The following is a 15,117-nucleotide window of genomic DNA, read 5'->3' as shown; positions in this document are numbered from 1 at the left end:
GTGTGGCAAAGCCTGATGAAGGTGAGTCCATCATTCGTTTTGTGTTAACAAGGAGATCTTATGGCATTTTCTGATCGAGAAAGAGAGCTGCTTTTGGCTGTGAAAGGTGTTGGCCCGACTGTCATTAAAAGGTTTGAGGAAATTGGAATCAACACATTGTCTGATTTGGCCACTTATCAGGTTGATGATATCGCTGAAATGGTGGCTTCTATGTTACGAACCACCTGCTGGAAAAACAGCCCCCAAGCCAAAGCTGCTATTGCGGCTGCCATTTTATGTGCCAAAGAAAGTGTGTAATCAAGGCAGCAATAATACAGAGTAAGCGATTTAGATGTAATCGCGGGTTTGCGCTGTCTTTGTCAGTAACAATGTCAAGATCTGAGATATTTCGGAGAAAAAATGCAGTTTTTTAAAGCGTTTCAATATAAACAATGGGCCAATGCTGAGCTGCTTCAATTAGGGGAACAGCAGTTTTCAAAATTACCGGAAATTGATGCCACATTTTTCGTTCGGATTCTAAATCATACAACAGTTGTCGATAGTCTGTTCATCAGTCGAATTATCGGTGAACCTGAGAAATACAGTGGTGATAATACAGTAGAAACTCCTTCCATATCTGAACTGCGTCAGACGATGAATGAGCATGACACATGGCTTGTTAATTATACGCAGTCAGCCACGCCGGAAGAACTCAAGCGCATTGTTTCGTTTAAGTTTATAGATGGTGCCTTCGGACAGCTCACCGTTGAAGAAATCTTGCTGCATTTACTGACCCATGGCAGTAACCACCGAGGCATGGCTTCAAGAGTGTTAGCTGAAAATGGTCTTGAGCGTCCAAAAGATACATTTACGCGTTATCTGCATGAAACAGAGCCCACAAGAAGATCGCGTGCTGGCACCGAACACTGATGAGCCTTCTCGAAGGTAAAAGGGACTGCCAACGCGTGACATTATTAGTTTTGCCGTCAGTGCGATGATTCGGCTAAATCAATGCCATAGATAGGTGGCATAGTGGCCTCCGGCTCATCCAGTGCAGTAAAGCCTGAGGAGGGGGCGATGTCACTCGTTATACAACATGGAGGGAAACGTAAGATGAGCAACACATACAAAGGGTCTTGTTTGTGCCGGAGCGTTCAGTTTTCTGTTAGCGGTTTCAGTGAAAAGGCTGCGAACTGTTATTGCACAATGTGTCGTAAATTTCATGGTGCTGCTTTTGGAACTCTGGTTGGGGTACAGGGCTTAAACTGGCTTTCAGGAGAGCACTTGCTGAAAGAGTTCGTTGCACCCAATGGCACGATTCGAACCTTTTGTTCCCATTGCGGCTCCAGTTTGGGCTTTCGCATAAAAAATGCGACGCCGAATGACATTGAGCTCGCTATCTCGACGTTTGACGACGATATCCCCGTTAAAGTCGATGCTCAAATTTACACCGCCTACAAGCCAAACTGGTGTCAATTACATTCCAATTTACAGACGTTTCCAGAAGGGCGAGGTTAGGTGTTTTTCTTTAATAACAATGATTTATGACGTAAAGAGGTAAGTTTTGGCACACATGTACTCACCCCTTAAGCGGGCGTTTTGCATTAAAATCCACAAGGAAAGTGAGTATGAAAAATCTCGCCATGGGTGTAGTTGTAAGAGAAGGAAAAGTTCTCATCCAAAAGCGTTTTAGACCAGAAAAAGGAATGGTTTTTGAGTTTCCAGGTGGCTCAGTAGACGCGGGGGAATCAGGTGAGCAGGCTGCAATAAGAGAGTTGTGGGAAGAGACAGGTCTGAAAAATTTAAAACTCCTTGGCAGCCACAAAGCAAAAAATGATTTTGGTGGTGAAATTCACTATGTGGTTTTGGGTGCAAGTACTGGCATTGAACCTCAAATGATTGATCCTGAGCGTCAACAAACTTTTTATTGGCTCGAACCTTCAGAGGTTCCTCTTCAAGATTTTTACAGGGCTGATATTGCGTTTATCGAAAGCCATTTGAGCCAATACACATAACAAAAAAATTAAAGGTAAGGTTTTTCAATATTGGGGAACAACTCATTTCGACAACGAATGTTTTTCACTGATATTTAATGCATCTTAATGCATCACTTATTTTTGAATAACTACCGATTCCCCAGCCCCTTCTTTAGACGGCTGAGAACTCTGTGGGTATCGAAAATGTTACAGGAGTTTCATGATACAGAAGTTATTGTCAGCGATTTCAATTTATCGGGGCTTACCAAGTAATATCTATTACCTGGCGTTAGCTCGAATGATTTTAGGAATGGGTAATTTCATTGTTCCATTTTTAGTTTTGCTTTTAACAGATAAGCTGGGTTATTCAGCCACGGTCGCAGGCTCTCTCGCTATGGGAGTGACAGGGACTTATCTTTTGGGGAGTTTTTTAGGCGGGAAACTATCAGATGTATTTGGGCATAAGCAGGTCATGGTATTTGGCGAGTTTATAGGTGCTATATTACTCATTTGTTGTGGTTTTTTTCCTGAATCATCTGTGTTAGTTCCGGTGTTTTTATTTGTGTCTTATTTCTTTGTGGGATTGTCATTGCCGGCAAGTAACGCTTTAGTTGCAGACCTATCTAATATTAATAATCGTGATGCGGTGATGTCGTTGAGTTATCTCGCATATAATTTTGGCTCTGCTTTAGGTCCAATCATAGCGGGGTATTTATTCTGGCATTATACGGAATGGATATTCTTTGGTAATGGCTTTGCTGCATTGTTTGGGGTTTTGATTGTGGCTGTTTTTATTCAGGTACAACCAGAAAATGAAGCAAACAACGAAAATGAGTTAGAACAGCCTGTTGACGGAACCATATGGGCCGTTTTGAGTGCAAGACCAAGGCTTTTATTATTTACGCTACTTTGTGGCCTGTTGTGGTACTCTTTACACCAAATGACAATGGCAAGCCCATTATATTTAAGTTATATATTTGGTGAATCGGGTCCAATCATATTTGGCCAGTTAATGACCTATGCCTGTGTGCTGGTCGTGCTTATTACGCCTCTTTTAATGAAACTTACGTCGAGTAAAGCGGAGACTGTCAGTTTGGCCTATGCTGGCTTGATGTTTGCTTTTGGATATATGCTAGTGATGGTTTTTCCAACTATTCCTGTACATTTTCTGGCTTGGTTGTTTTTATCTTCCGGAGAAGTATTGTTACTGACAAAAGAGGGAATATATTTGGCGAATAACTCTCCGTCCAGTCACAGAGGAAGAATCCAAGGAGTACTTGTGACGCTCAGGAGTCTCTTAGTTATGCCAAGCTTTGTCGTTGTCGGATATTTTATTGATCGTTATGGCTATAGTGTTACTTGGTCTAGTGTGATTGTGATTTCAATTATTTCTGCTGTTGGTTTCTATTTGATGACCAATAAAAGTAAGCGTGAAAAATTAGTTGTGATTGAAAATCGGTAACTAACATAAATGACTGATGTACGAATGTAAGTGTTGTGGTGATACCTTCATCCCCCATCATTATCTCGTAGCTTGGAATTATTTAAGTGGTGTTAAAAGATATGAAAGAATTTAGATTAAAAAATGACAATGCAAAAATTCGTTACCATGATTTTCCGGGGGAAGAAATCCCTATTGTTTTTATACATGGGTTAGGGTGCGCATCTTCTTTCGACTACCCTCAGGTTGCTGCAATGCTAGGCCTCAGTCAGCATAGAAGATTGCTTGTTGACCTTTTAGGTTCCGGGTTTAGTGATAAACCAGAACAATGTAGTTATTCTGTCGAAGCCCATGCAGAATATCTTGAAGAATTTATTAATTACTTGGATCTTGGTGAATTTATTATTTATGGACATAGTATGGGTGGCGCTGTTTCTATTAACTTAGCTGCTCGATGTGAAAGTACTTTAAAAGGTTTAATCCTTAGTGAAGCAAACCTTGATTCAGGAGGAGGTTTTTTTAGCAAGAAAATTTCTTCTTACAGTGAACAAGAGTATTTAAATGGTGGGCATAGTCAGATAATTCATGATTGTAAAAAAGAGTCGAATGAAAACTGGGCTGAAAGCTTATTGATGAGTTCTCCTGTTGCTGTCTATAGAGAATCTAAATCATTAATAGAAGGTCAGTGCCCGAGCTGGCGTGATGTATTTTATTCATTAAAGGTTTCAAAAACGTTTATCTTTGGGCGTAATTCGTTGCCTGATCCGGACCTAAAAGAATTAGAAAGTAAAAATATACATATTGAAATCGTAGATCGTGCCGGACACTCAATGGCTTGGGATAATCCAGAAGGGCTGGCTACGGCAATTTCAGCAGCCATCAAACTGACATAGTTGATTATTAATGATGCTTATATAAAACTGCGCCGGACAACACCAAAGAACCCAAAGGCATTTCTGAATACTCTAACAAATTCTTGTGTCTGTCTTTGGGGTTTGATTTGATTCTCGTAAGGAAAGATTAGCACATGGATGAAAATACAGAGGTCTGGCGACAATTCTATGAAAAAGCGTTGGCTCGTGCTCATTTAAAGAGAACTGAGTTTGCCGCAAAGTTAAATGAGTCGAACCTGGCTGTAGCAGTTGATTGTGGCTGTGGAACCGGTAGCGATATAGAGTATCTTGAAAAACAAGGTTATCAAGTTTACGGCTTTGATATTAACCCTGAGTCGGTCGCTATCTGCCGTGATCGTTTTGCAGCTAAAGCGTTAGTTGAAATCAGCCAGTCTTCATTTGAAGTTTACGATTACCCGAGATCCGGCCTCGTTATTGCCAACTCAAGCCTCTTTTTTGCTGAGCCTTCTAATTTTCAGAGCACCTGGGAAAACATTGAATCAAGCCTTGAAGCCGGTGGTGTATTTGCTGGCGATTTCATGGGGATTAACGACAGTTGGGCTTCACAATACCGAAGCCCGACAACACCGCTTACTGAGGAGCATGTAAAAGCGCTGTTTACTGACTTTGACATTATCAGGTTCAGCGAGCGTGACGAAGATGCTAAGACGACATTGGGTAAAATGAAACACTGGCATACATTTTCGGTGGTTGCTGTGAAACGAGCTTAAACATTGAAAGACGGGCACTGTAGCAAAAAGGGTTTGCACCTCGTTCGCTGTTGCTCTTGATCCCAACTTTCCTTACCTGATTGTTCAAATGTGGCTAAGCCTGCGCAGAGAGCCTGTGTCATTCGGATCTTTCTCCAGCGGCGACATGAGCAATTGATAGGGCTTGGCTCGCAAGTCTGGTAAGATCACCGCTCTCCAGCAATCGTGTTGATTGCCATGGCATACCTAAGACTAGGATCTATTTTGACCAATAATGATATCTTGCGTCGTGTACGTGATACCTTTGATTTTAAAAACAATACTATGATTGAAATCTTCGCGATGGCGGATTTCAGCGCAACCGAAGAACAGGTTGCGGGTTGGTTAGAAAAAGACGCTGCCGAGACCTTTATCAAGCTGACTGACACTGAGTTAGCCGTGTTTCTGAATGGGCTGATTAATTTCAAACGTGGTAAGCGTGATGGCGAGCAACCCAAACCGGAAGATCATCTGAACAACAATATGGTGTTCCAGAAATTACGTATTGCGTTGAATTTAAAAGCGGAAGATATTCTTGAGATGCTGCAGACTGTCGGTGTGAGCTTAAGCAAGCATGAACTGAGCGCCTTTTTCCGCAAGCCAGACAACAAGCACTTCCGGGAATGTAAAGACGAAGTCCTTCGTCAATTTTTATCCGCTGTTCAGCGTCAGTCAGGTGCCAACGCTAGCGAGTAAGAATCTGGCGCGTAATGATAAATCAATAGCTTACTCTGTTCTGTTCAGGACAGACTGAAGATGGCGTTAATCAATGAAGTGAAGGCGTATGCCTCAGCTTTATTCGCGATTGACGTCATTTCACCACATTGCACCTGGCGGCCTTCAACTTTCTCACTTCTATGCTATCGTTTGCAAACGACATCATCTTAACGTTCAGAAATAGAAAGGAAATCGAATGACAAGTCGCGTTTATGTGTTGGCACAATTTAAACCCAAAGCAGGCAAAGAAGCCGAACTGTTTGACGTACTGAAAGCACTGGAGCCGGATTCGCTTCGCGAGCAAGGCTGCGTTCAGTACACACTGACCCGCCAGATCGACCACCCGAGTGCGACAAGAAACGACTATCCCATCGTGTTTAACGAAATCTGGGCAAGTGCAGAAGACTGGTCTGCGCATGGTCGCCGGCAACAAATTCAACACTTTTTCGAAACTCAGGTTAAAGCGGAATCAGGCCTGGTTGACGATGCGATCGTGACCGCCTATTCCGATGAAGGGTACAACTTTGACGCACCTGTTTACGACTAACCTCCGCTTGTAGTGTTCATCTTGCCTTCTGTTTATCGCAAGCGGCTCAGAGACTTGGGCCGCTTTGTTTCCCGAAGCATCATCTCCCCTGAATATTTCTCAACAACTCTTCACTCAGCTCGCGCAACACACCAGGTGCGGGGCAGGTGTGGGAATAGGCGCGGATGCCGTAAATTCCCATGACCAGGTAACGGGCAAGTGTTTTTGCATTGCGCTGATTTGACAATTCGCCGTTCCGTTGGGCAAGTTCAAATTTACAGACAAACAGCTGCTCCCAGTCTTTCAGTTTATGGCTGATCAGGCGCTCAATCTCTTTATCGTCCCGCGCCAGTTCACTCAGGGCTTTTTGCAACAGACAATCTTTAATCTCTTCCTGCTCGCATTCGATCACCATTTGCTCCAGATAAGCCGCAATACCAGCCATGATTGTGGGTTGGCTGTCAAATAACTGCACAAAAACTTTGTCCCGTTCAGCCTGATAGTGCTCCAGAGCTGCCACCAGCAAGCCGCGTTTATTGGTAAACGCACAATAGATGGACCCCGGATGCAGCCCTGTGGCCTGTTTGAGATCCTGCATGCTGGTTTTGCTGTAACCCTTGGCGATAAAGGCATCCATAGCGGAATGTAATACCGTTTCGCGGTCAAATTCGGCGCTGCGCATTAATTTTCTCTTATCCATGTGGCTTGCAGGGATTTTATCCGATCTTGAATGGGCATTCAAAAAATACTTGAACGAGCATTCAAGATCGACTAATTTGAATGGGCGTTCAAGAAATGATCACAGGGTGTCCCTAATGGAAAATTTGTTTCAACCTCTCGCACTGAATAGCTCAATCACACTGAAAAACCGTATTCTGATGGCGCCGCTAACCCGCTGTATGGCGGATGATGAGCTGGTGCCGACTCAGGCGATGGCCGATTACTACGCCCGTCGTGCGGAGATTGGTCTGATCATCAGTGAAGCCACCATCATCCGTCCGGACGGGCAGGGCTATCCGAACACACCAGGGCTGTACACACCGGCACAAATTGCAGGCTGGCGTAACGTTACCGATAAAGTGCATGACAACGGCGGTAAAATTTTTGCTCAGTTATGGCACACCGGCCGTGTGGCACATCCCCATTTCTTTGGCGGCGATTTTGTGCTGGCTCCTTCCGCGCTGGGTGTGGAAGGCACAGTGCCGCGGATGCGTGAGCTGACGTATCTCGAACCGAAACCGGCGAGCAAGGAAGAGATCGAAGAGCTGATTGCCGATTACGCTCAGGCCGCCATCAATGCACTGGAAGCGGGTTTTGATGGGGTCGAGATCCATGGCGCGAACGGTTATCTGATCGATCAGTTCCTGCATTACAGCAGCAACGTACGTGAAGATGAATTCGGCGGAAACCCAGAAAACATGGCGCGTTTCCCGTTGGCTGTGGTCGATGCTGTCGTGAAAGCCATTGGTGAAGACCGCACTGCGCTGCGCCTGTCGCCGGGGGCTTACTTCAATATTGATGCCGATGCCCGCGATCGCGAAGTATTTGACTACCTGCTGGGTGAGTTGGAAACCCGTAACCTGGCCTTCCTGCATGTGGGCGTGTTTGACGACCAGATGGAATTTGATTATCTGGGCGGCACGGCTTCTGAGTATATGCGCTCGCGTTACAGCAAGACGCTGGTCGGCGTGGGCGGTTTTACGCCGGAAAGCGGCAGTCAGGCGATTGCCAGCGGCAAGTTCGATTTGCTGGCGATTGGTCGTCCTTTGATTGCCAATCCGGATTATGTTGCCAAAGTCCGAGCCGGTGAAGCACTGACCGAATACTCAGATACCATGCTGGCCGAGCTGGTATAAGCAAAGTTTTACCTTGTTACATAAATCGAACGGAAGGCTCTGCCTTCCGTATTTATGTGAAGGGCCGAAGGTTAGTAACCGGAGCGGGACGCAGAATCAGATCAAAGCCATCATTGCCGATTACGCTTCATCGCTCTCAATATCGGGTGCTGATCCTGATACGATAGGGCAGTGAAATTACACGCTAGGGAAGGATGACAGTGATAGAAATAAAACGGCCGCAGGATCTGGCGCGTTTACGGCGTCTGGCGTTGGCTGCACAGGGGTTACTCCAGGCTCAGCCTTATGGACGCGGCCTGGCCGGAGCACGCAAAGCGATTAACCACTTAGGTTATGTGCAGATAGACACCATCTCTGTGGTGGAGCGCGCACACCATCATGTGTTTCACGCCCGGGTACCGAATTTCAGGCCGGACATGACTCATCAGCTGTTGCTCGATGGCGACATTTTTGAGTACTGGACCCATGCGGCGGCATTTATCCCCATCGAAGATTTTCGTTTCTCCTTACCCTACAAACACGCGATCAAATGCGGCCAGACGCATTGGTACAAAGAGCGTGACAGCAAACTCATGACAGAACTGCTGGCACGCATTCGCGCCGAAGGCCCGATACGTTCGCGTGATGTGGACACCAATTCCAGCAAGCGGGCAGGCTGGTGGGACTGGAAACCCGCTAAAAAAGCGCTTGAACAGTTGTATATGGAAGGCGACCTGATGGTCAGCAGTCGCGAAGGCTTTCAGAAAACCTATGATTTAACCGAGCGGGTACTGCCTTCGCATGTGAACACTCAAATGCCGGATATGGCGGAATTCGCAGCGCATTTGCTGGACCGTCAACTGCGTGGTCATGGGTTGATGTCGATGAAGGGGCTGACTTATCTGCGCCGCAGCACCGACCTGCGCAAAGCGGTGAAAGATTTAGTGCAGGAAAAGCTGGCGATGGGCGAGCTGGAACAAGTGAAAGTCAGCAGCGGAGAAGTCTTTGTGATGGACGCCGGGGCACTGGAGCGCCCGGTTCCCCGGCTGAATCAGCGGATGCTGATCCTGTCGCCGTTCGACAATGCCGTGATTCAGCGGGATCGGCTCAAATCGCTGTTTGACTATGACTATCAGATTGAATGCTATGTGCCCGCCGCCAAACGAAAGTATGGCTATTTCTGCCTGCCGCTACTGTACCGCGGTGAATTTATCGGACGGATGGATTGCAAGGCGCACCGAAAAATCAGCCATCTGGAAATCAAATCCCTGCACATTGAAAATCATAGTTTTGATGAGGAGCTGCTGATGGCGGCGTTTGCTGCGGCTGTCGCGCAGTTTTGTCATTTTCAGGCGTGCAGCACTGTGTCTCTGACTCAGGCTCATCCCAAACAGCTTGTGCTGCCATTACAAAGTGCACTGAAGGCGCTGGAAGACAAGCAGGAATTTGCAACAGGTCGCTGAAAAAGCCACAGACGGCTGGAAAAGAGGCGGAGCTGCCTGCGTATGAACATCAGGTTTTTGTCGTTCATAGGCAGGTCGCTGAAAGATGCTCTGGTATAGATGCTCAGGCAAAGCGACTCAGGTCGCGTTAGCCACAGCACTTTTTGAATTTTTTACCGCTGCCGCAAGAGCAAGGATCGTTGCGGTTGGGTGTCTTTTCAAAGGTGATGGTGGCGGGCTTGTTCAGCAGCGTATCCAGCTCAACCGTGTTTTCTTCCTGAGTGGCATCGACGACAATATCGGCCACGAGCGCGTGTTCAGCAACCAGCGCTTCAATCTCCGCTTTACGTGCTTCTGTGTTCACCACGACAGAAACGGGCGCTTCTTCAGTACCTGCCTTGACGCCACGGTTTACGTTATAACCCGACTGCGCATGGTTTTGCATTACATCCCTGCGGCCTTTGAAAAAAAATTTTGACATTGGAGATTCATCACTCGTTGGTATGACGTAACAGAGCGGCGATTATACGCATAAATGGTCATTGATAAAGCAGTGATGAAACAAACTCACCAAGAAAACGCCCTTCAGACTATGGCTGAAGGGCAGTATGCAGATCACGCAAAACGGATGGCTGTTTTTCCAGCGGGCCGGCTTATTTACAGCCCGTACCCGCCATTGACTTCCAGCACGGCATTACGCATGGCCAGCGATTGATCGGAAAGCAAGAACTCAATGGCACCGATTTGATCGCCGGGCGATAGCACACGGCCCAATGGCGTGCTATCCAGTGAGGTAAACAACGCCTGTTGCTGCTCTGTGGTCATTCCGGCTTTAGACTGAATCTCTGTCGCGGTGACACCGGGGCGAACCGAGTTAATCCGAATACCCTGCGGCGCGAATTCGAGATTAGCAACACGGGCAATCGCTTCAAATGCGGCTTTACTGGCAGAATACACTGCACTGTTGGCAAACGCCTTGTTGACGACAATGCTGGAAACAAACACCACGCTGGAAGGGTTGCTGAGGATCGGATGAAGCTGCTGCAGCGTCAGCCACGGCCCTTTGGTGTTGATGTCCATGGTCAGATCAAAGGCTGCTTCGGTGGTCGTCAGCATAGATTCGGGGTAGAAAACACCGGCGTTCAGCACCAGGCCATCGAGCTGAATATTGTCACGTTTCAGCGTGGCCGCAAGCTGTTTAATGTGTGCTGAACGGGCGCTGTCTGCCACATACCCGGCGCAGCCAATGGTCTGTGCTGCCGTATCAACTCTGGCTTGATCACGGCCAGTGATGATGACCTGATGGCCGGACTGAACCAGATGTTCCGCCAGTGCCCGCCCGATACCGGCTGTACCGCCAGTGATTAAAAATGTCTTTCCTTTCATGGTATTTCTCCTGCCTGTGAGCTGGTCTCTAACTGTGTGGACAGCGTATCAGCTTGATCTGTTGCCAATAAGGCACCAATATAGCTACAGACTGGTTCCGAAAGAGAAATAAATACACAGGGATGGATATGTCATACCTTAATTTGCCGCTGCTGCACGTCTTTCATCTGGTGGCAGAGCGCGGCAGCTTTCAGGCAGCAGCGACTGAACTGCATTTACCGCGATCTTCGGTCAGCAAGAAAATTCGCCAGCTCGAACAGTTTATTGGTCAGCCTTTGCTGCACCGTTCGACCAGGCAACTGCAGTTGACGGATGTTGGCCGCAACCTGTTGCTGGGCACAGGCGATCTCAGGGCGGTATTATCGAACCTGCATGGCATCATTGACGAAACGCAACAGACACCGAAAGGGCGGGTGAAAATCAGTGCCAGTATTTTGATGGGGCAGCGCTTTGTGGTGCCGGTGCTGAAACAACTGCGCCAGACGTATCCGGATATTGTGATTGAGCTGAGTCTGGATGATCAGACGGTCGACTTGCTGGATGCGAAAATTGATATTGCCATTCGTATCGGTCAGCTACCGGACTCTTCCCTGATTGCCCGAAAGATCGGGGATAAACACTGGGGATGGTTTGCCTCGCCGCGTTACCTTGCTGAGCGGGGCCGCCCTCAAGCGCCGCATGAGCTGGCGCAGCACGATTGCCTGGTGTTTGAAAATACGACCAGTCGCTTTAATTTCTGGCCCTTTCAGGACGCGAACGGCGACACAGAAACGGTTGAAGTGGCTGCGGCAATCAAAACCGACAACAGCCGGGCTTTGGTGGACATGGCGTGTGAAGGGCTGGGGATTATTATGGTTGACCCTGCTTTCGTGCAGCAAGAGTGTCAGCAGAACCTGTTAGTGCCTGTGCTGACAGATTGGCGCCATCCAGAGCGCAGCCCGATACAGCTTGTCTGTGTCGGCGAACGGACCAAAGCATCGCAGGCGGTCTGGCAATTTCTGCTGGCGCACTGGCCGGGGTAAAGCCATTATCGGCATGTAATCAAGAAAAGGAGAGTCAGGTATGTATCAAGGCCAGTGCCATTGCGGCAATGTCCGTTTAACCATTGCACGACTTACCGAAACCGCCACCCGCTGTAATTGTTCGCTCTGCCACCGTTACGGGGCACTGTGGGGGTATCTGACCGAATCAGAGGTGGATATTCAGGTGGGGGAGTTTGGCTCCGAGTATTATGAGCACGGTGATAAATGCATTCATTTTCATCGCTGCAAACGCTGCGGCTGCGTGACACATTATTCTTCTGCGCCTGCTTCCGGCAGTGATCGGCTCGCGGTGAATTACAGCATGTTTTCAGCTCAGGAGATCAGGCCGATTCGCATCCGTTTATTTGATGGAGCGGATACCTGGCAGTTTATTGACGAGTGAGTGGGAAATAACTCAGCCACCCAGCCATTTCAACAAGCGGCAGCAGCGTTTAGCCTGATTACGGGAGGCTGGTCGATAGCCGCAGCGAGATCAGTTGAGTCCGCGGACCCTCTCTTGAGGGATGACTGGTTCGGCAGTAATGAGAAAAATATGTTTGTCGGTGAGTGCTTTACTACTGAATGATGCTTTTTACACGCAACTCCGTGTATTTTGTTTTTTACACGCATTACCGTGTATTTTTGTCTTTACACGGTAATGCGTGTAATATTGGTTTTACCGGTTATCGCGTGTAAGGAGTTAACAGTGAAAGTCACTTCCGCCCGTCAGCTCAGTCACCTGCTGCAAGATCAGCGCAAGAAGCAGGGCCAGTCACAGAGTGTCGTTGCCCGTAAGGTCGGGCTACGGCAGGATACAGTTTCGAAATTTGAGAATGCCCCGGACGGGAGCCGCCTTGATACCTTGTTCAAGCTGTTGGCGGCACTGGATCTGGAGCTGGAGATCTGTCCGCGCGGCGAAGCCCTCTCAACGGCAACTCAGTGGAAGGAAGAGTGGTAAATGGCTGATCTCACGATTGCGATGAACGGTTATCCGATTGGCACACTGCATCGCTCTCCATCCGGCGCTCATGAATTTTGGTATAGCGAGAGCTGGCTGAATACACCGGGAGCGCGTCCGATCTCCCTGTCATTACCTCTGGGACGACGTCGGTTTAAAGGGGAAGTGGTTTATAATTTTTTCGATAATCTGTTGCCGGACAATATGCAGATCCGCCAGCGGATTGTTGCCCGCTATCATGCGGCTTCGAGTCAGCCGTTTGACCTGCTGGCCGAGGTCGGTATGGACTGTGTCGGCGCGCTACAGATTTATCCGTCCGGATATCAGCCGGAAGCTGTGCGTGCGATTCACAGCAAGGTACTGAATGAGACGGCTTTGCGCAATATTCTACAGGGCTACCGGGCCGACGCACCACTAGGAATGATTAGCAATGAAGTGGATTTTCGAATCTCCATTGCTGGTGCGCAGGAAAAAACAGCCCTGCTTCGACAGAAGGGCCAGTGGCATCTGCCAATGGGCAGCACCCCGACCACACATATAATCAAGCTGCCGATCGGTACGATACAAAGCCCTTCTCATACCATTGATTTAAGCGCCAGTGTCGAAAATGAGCTGGTATGTTTACGCCTGGCTGCTGCGCTGGGGTTGCCGGTTGCAGAGGCTGAGATGATGACTACGGGTGATATCCGGGCGCTGTCGGTCACCCGGTTTGACCGCCGCCTGGCCTCTGATCGTCAGTGGATCATGCGCCTGCCGCAGGAGGATTTCTGCCAGGTACTCGGCGTTTCTCCTGGTCTTAAATATGAGAGTGACGGCGGACCTGGGATTGTCGATATCATGACTTTTCTGCTTGGCTCGGCGTATCCAGAGCAGGATCGCGCAACTTTCATGCGTGCTCAGGTCGTGTTCTGGTTACTGGCTGCGACAGACGGCCACGCAAAGAACTTTTCGGTGTACCTGCTGCCAGATAGTGCATTCCGGTTAACGCCGCTGTACGACATTCTGTCTGTCTATCCGGTGATGGGTGGCGCCGGACTCTCGGAGCGCAAAGTGAAAATGGCCATGGGGCTGCACGGTACTAAGGGGCGTCAATACAAGTGGTATTCTATTTTTCCCCGTCATTTTCTGACTACTGCTAAAGCCGCTGGATTTGATGAAAATGCAATGCAGGCGATTTTAGATGAGGTGCGGAACAAAGTCCCTGCGGCGGTGGCAACCGTCCGGGCATCGTTGCCAGCTGATTTTCCTGTTGAGATTAGCGAAGCAATTTTTGAAGGTATGCTGAAACGGGCGCAGCGGATGGGTGAGATTTGCTAGAACGGATTTTTTAAATTATTTATTTCCATCAGTATGTTGTGCGAAATCGGCTAGAAAATGAAGATGCCGATGATAGACCAGCCGCCGTGGCGGCTGGTTTCGGAAGGTGTTAGATCGGTATTTAAGCCCGGTTTGCAGCCTGCTTGTCGGTCAGCGCTTTCATCACTATGTCTTTGTTGCTCTGGTAGGACTCCAGGCCTTCACGGCGCAGATCGCAAGACGGGCAGTTGCCGCAGCCGTCGCCAATAATGCCGTTGTAACAGGTCAGGGTGTAATTGCGGATGTAATCCAGCTTACCGTGCTGATCGGCCAGCGCCCAGGTTTCGGCTTTGTTGAGCCACATCAGCGGCGTTTCAATGCGCAGCGGACGATCCATGCCCAGTACCAGTGACTGATTCAGTGACTTCACAAATTCATCACGGCAATCCGGGTAGCCGGAGAAGTCGGTTTCACACACACCGGTAATGACGGCTTCTGCGCCTATCTGGTAAGCGTAAATGCCTGCCAGCGTCAGGAACAGTATGTTACGACCCGGCACAAAAGAATTGGGTAAGCCGTTATCTTGCAGCTCATGGGACACAGGAATATTGTCACGGGTCAGTGAGCTGATGGCCAGTTCATTCAGCAGGCCGACGTCCATCACCTTGTGCGCGGCAACACCTAAGTCTTTGCCAATGGCCTCTGCAATTTCGATTTCCAGTTTATGGCGTTGACCATAGTCAAAAGTGATGCAATGGACTTCATCATAATTGGCCATAGCCTGAATTAAACAGGTGGTAGAGTCCTGTCCGCCACTGAAAACGACAACGGCTTTGCGCATGGTGTTGCTCCGAATCTGGTTCAAAAAAGAAGGCACATCCTACCCTGAGAGTCAGG

Annotated in this window: 19 protein-coding genes; 15 read left to right on the top strand and 4 right to left on the bottom strand. The window is 48.3% G+C overall.

Annotated features, from left to right (window positions below):
• The first annotated feature begins 60 nt into the window (after nt 1-60).
• The 9 genes from KCG43_RS05035 to KCG43_RS04995 all read left to right on the top strand — a co-directional run bounded on the left by KCG43_RS05035 (nt 61) and on the right by KCG43_RS04995 (nt 6,302).
• Nucleotides 61-297, top strand: coding sequence for a helix-hairpin-helix domain-containing protein (locus KCG43_RS05035; protein WP_218383717.1), 237 nt, complete (start codon nt 61-63; stop codon nt 295-297).
• Nucleotides 298-399: 102 nt separating this feature from the next.
• Nucleotides 400-909 carry a DinB family protein gene (locus KCG43_RS05030; RefSeq protein WP_218383715.1) on the top strand — a complete coding sequence of 170 codons (510 nt, stop codon included), beginning with the start codon at nt 400-402 and terminating at the stop codon, nt 907-909.
• A 183-nt stretch (nt 910-1,092) separates the two neighbouring features.
• The gene (locus KCG43_RS05025; protein WP_218383714.1) at nt 1,093-1,497 is read left to right on the top strand and encodes a GFA family protein; all 405 of its coding nucleotides are present in this window, start codon (nt 1,093-1,095) and stop codon (nt 1,495-1,497) included.
• 110 nt (nt 1,498-1,607) lie between these two features.
• Nucleotides 1,608-1,994, top strand: a complete 387-nt coding sequence (locus KCG43_RS05020; protein WP_218383713.1) for an NUDIX hydrolase — start codon at nt 1,608-1,610, stop codon at nt 1,992-1,994.
• 181 nt (nt 1,995-2,175) lie between these two features.
• Nucleotides 2,176-3,417, top strand: a complete 1,242-nt coding sequence (locus KCG43_RS05015) for an MFS transporter (protein ID WP_218383712.1) — start codon at nt 2,176-2,178, stop codon at nt 3,415-3,417.
• Between the two features lie 101 nt (nt 3,418-3,518).
• Nucleotides 3,519-4,289: an alpha/beta fold hydrolase gene (locus KCG43_RS05010; protein WP_218383710.1), complete on the top strand. Its 771-nt coding sequence runs from the start codon at nt 3,519-3,521 to the stop codon at nt 4,287-4,289.
• A gap of 134 nt (nt 4,290-4,423) precedes the next feature.
• Entirely contained in the window at nt 4,424-5,020 is a 597-nt protein-coding gene (locus KCG43_RS05005) for a class I SAM-dependent methyltransferase (RefSeq protein ID WP_218383708.1), read from the top strand.
• A 243-nt stretch (nt 5,021-5,263) separates the two neighbouring features.
• Nucleotides 5,264-5,734 carry a DUF1456 family protein gene (locus KCG43_RS05000; protein ID WP_192014745.1) on the top strand — a complete coding sequence of 157 codons (471 nt, stop codon included), beginning with the start codon at nt 5,264-5,266 and terminating at the stop codon, nt 5,732-5,734.
• Between the two features lie 217 nt (nt 5,735-5,951).
• On the top strand, nt 5,952-6,302 hold the full coding sequence (locus KCG43_RS04995) for a putative quinol monooxygenase (RefSeq protein WP_027253994.1): 351 nt from the start codon (nt 5,952-5,954) through the stop codon (nt 6,300-6,302).
• 79 nt (nt 6,303-6,381) lie between these two features.
• Here the strand turns inward: KCG43_RS04995 and KCG43_RS04990 are convergent, their stop codons facing one another.
• A complete protein-coding gene (locus tag KCG43_RS04990) occupies nt 6,382-6,963 on the bottom strand; it encodes a TetR/AcrR family transcriptional regulator (RefSeq protein WP_192015046.1) in 582 nt (193 codons plus the stop codon).
• A gap of 133 nt (nt 6,964-7,096) precedes the next feature.
• Between KCG43_RS04990 and KCG43_RS04985 the strand changes: the two genes are divergently transcribed.
• Together KCG43_RS04985 and KCG43_RS04980 are read left to right on the top strand one after the other, a co-directional pair.
• Complete coding sequence (locus KCG43_RS04985; protein WP_192014746.1) at nt 7,097-8,137, top strand: alkene reductase; 1,041 nt, start codon at nt 7,097-7,099, stop codon at nt 8,135-8,137.
• Between the two features lie 200 nt (nt 8,138-8,337).
• Entirely contained in the window at nt 8,338-9,579 is a 1,242-nt protein-coding gene (locus tag KCG43_RS04980; protein ID WP_218383707.1) for a DNA glycosylase AlkZ-like family protein, read from the top strand.
• 127 nt (nt 9,580-9,706) lie between these two features.
• Here the strand turns inward: KCG43_RS04980 and KCG43_RS04975 are convergent, their stop codons facing one another.
• Nucleotides 9,707-10,039, bottom strand: coding sequence for a PBPRA1643 family SWIM/SEC-C metal-binding motif protein (locus tag KCG43_RS04975; protein WP_027254000.1), 333 nt, complete (start codon nt 10,037-10,039; stop codon nt 9,707-9,709).
• A 176-nt stretch (nt 10,040-10,215) separates the two neighbouring features.
• Nucleotides 10,216-10,944 (bottom strand): SDR family NAD(P)-dependent oxidoreductase, encoded by a 729-nt coding sequence (locus KCG43_RS04970; RefSeq protein WP_218383706.1) that lies wholly within the window; start codon nt 10,942-10,944, stop codon nt 10,216-10,218.
• Between the two features lie 128 nt (nt 10,945-11,072).
• Between KCG43_RS04970 and KCG43_RS04965 the strand changes: the two genes are divergently transcribed.
• The 4 genes from KCG43_RS04965 to KCG43_RS04950 all read left to right on the top strand — a co-directional run bounded on the left by KCG43_RS04965 (nt 11,073) and on the right by KCG43_RS04950 (nt 14,241).
• A complete protein-coding gene (locus KCG43_RS04965; protein ID WP_218383705.1) occupies nt 11,073-11,966 on the top strand; it encodes a LysR family transcriptional regulator in 894 nt (297 codons plus the stop codon).
• Nucleotides 11,967-12,006: 40 nt separating this feature from the next.
• Nucleotides 12,007-12,369 (top strand): GFA family protein, encoded by a 363-nt coding sequence (locus KCG43_RS04960; protein ID WP_218383704.1) that lies wholly within the window; start codon nt 12,007-12,009, stop codon nt 12,367-12,369.
• A gap of 303 nt (nt 12,370-12,672) precedes the next feature.
• Nucleotides 12,673-12,924, top strand: a complete 252-nt coding sequence (locus tag KCG43_RS04955; protein ID WP_218383703.1) for a helix-turn-helix domain-containing protein — start codon at nt 12,673-12,675, stop codon at nt 12,922-12,924.
• Nucleotides 12,925-14,241: a type II toxin-antitoxin system HipA family toxin gene (locus KCG43_RS04950; protein WP_218383702.1), complete on the top strand. Its 1,317-nt coding sequence runs from the start codon at nt 12,925-12,927 to the stop codon at nt 14,239-14,241.
• A gap of 121 nt (nt 14,242-14,362) precedes the next feature.
• Here KCG43_RS04950 and queC read toward each other — a convergent pair whose 3' ends face one another.
• Nucleotides 14,363-15,061, bottom strand: a complete 699-nt coding sequence (queC, locus tag KCG43_RS04945) for a 7-cyano-7-deazaguanine synthase QueC (RefSeq protein ID WP_218383700.1) — start codon at nt 15,059-15,061, stop codon at nt 14,363-14,365.
• Between the last annotated feature and the right edge of the window lie 56 nt (nt 15,062-15,117).

Origin of the sequence: Photobacterium sp. WH24, from assembly GCF_019204055.1 — a bacterium.
Taxonomy (GTDB): Bacteria; Pseudomonadota; Gammaproteobacteria; order Enterobacterales; family Vibrionaceae; genus Photobacterium; species Photobacterium arenosum.
This window is presented reverse-complemented; position numbering and strand designations above follow the sequence as displayed.